The 1,016-nt window shown below is 72.7% G+C and carries 2 protein-coding genes; both read left to right on the top strand.

Features of this window, described 5'->3' with window-relative positions; all coding sequences use genetic code 11:
* Window positions 1–413 (top strand): GTP-binding protein (locus tag N866_RS17925; RefSeq protein WP_034229210.1); only part of this gene is annotated, 413 nt, incomplete at its 5' end.
* Window positions 414–564: 151 nt separating this feature from the next.
* Entirely contained in the window at window positions 565–975 is a 411-nt protein-coding gene (locus tag N866_RS17920) for a PIN domain-containing protein (RefSeq protein WP_034229207.1), read from the top strand.
* Window positions 976–1,016: the final 41 nt, after the last annotated feature.

Here is a 1,016-nt window from a genome sequence, read left to right as displayed (position 1 = left end):
TGACCGACCGGAAGACCACCACGACCGTCGCGATGGACTTCGGCCGCATCGCGCTGCCCGGGTCGCTGTGGCTCTACCTGTTCGGCACGCCCGGCCAGGACCGCTTCCTGTTCATGTGGGACGACCTGGTCCGCGGCGCCATCGGTGCCGTGGTGCTGGTCGACACCGAGCGCCTCGACCAGTGCTTCCCCGCCGTGGACTACTTCGAGAGCCGGGGCATCCCGTTCGTCGTGGCGGTCAACTGCTTCGACGGGGTCGCGAAGCACCAGCTCGAGGACATCCGCGAGGCGCTGTCCGTGCCGGCGCACGTCCCGCTCATGTACACGGACGCCCGGAACCGGGCGGCCACGAAGCAGACGCTCATCTCGCTCGTGCAGCTCGCGATGCAGCGGCTGCGGGCGGGCGCGGCCTGACGTCTCGCACGTCCGGCACAGTCGCGCACGGCGGCGCGGTCCCCACGCGGACCGCGCCGCCGTCGTGTGCGGGGGCCGTCCGGTGGCCGGTGCGGGTGCGGGGGAGCGTGGTGGCTGATCTAGGCTCCACGCTGGAGGAACGACGAGGGACATGCTGACCTACGCGGACGGCTCGGCGCTGAGCCGCGTGCTGTCGACGGACCCGGAGTCCGTCTCGTGGCTGCGCTGGTACGACCAGCACGCCGACGACGTCGTGACCTCGCCCCTCGGCCTGACGGAGCTGCGGCGGGCGGCGCTGGGCCGGGACACGGTGGCCCGGGCCAAGGCGCACGACGTCGCCGAGCGGATCACCGTCGTCCGGTTCTTCGACCAGGCGTTCAAGCCGGCGTCGATGGCGTCGGCGGTGCTGGACCCGTTCCGGGCGATGCACCTGGGGATCGCCGTGGCCCACCCGGAGATCGAGCAGCTCGCCACCTACGACCCGTTGCTCGCCCGTGTCGCGGCGATCCACGACGTGCGCGTCGTGACCCCAGGACGCCCCGACGCCTGGTGGGACGCGTAGAGCCCGCGGCTGCAGCCCCAGCCCAGCCCAGCCCAGCCCAG

Source organism: Actinotalea ferrariae CF5-4 (assembly GCF_000603945.1).
GTDB classification, from domain to species: Bacteria; Actinomycetota; Actinomycetes; order Actinomycetales; family Cellulomonadaceae; genus Actinotalea; species Actinotalea ferrariae.
The sequence above is the reverse complement of the archived record's forward strand: the minus strand, read 5'-3'. Positions and strand labels throughout refer to the sequence as shown.

Coding starts and splice junctions, on each gene's coding strand:
- N866_RS17920 (WP_034229207.1), top strand. CDS start 565: ATGCTGACCTACGCGGACGGCTCGGCGCTGAGCCGCGTGCTGTCGACG.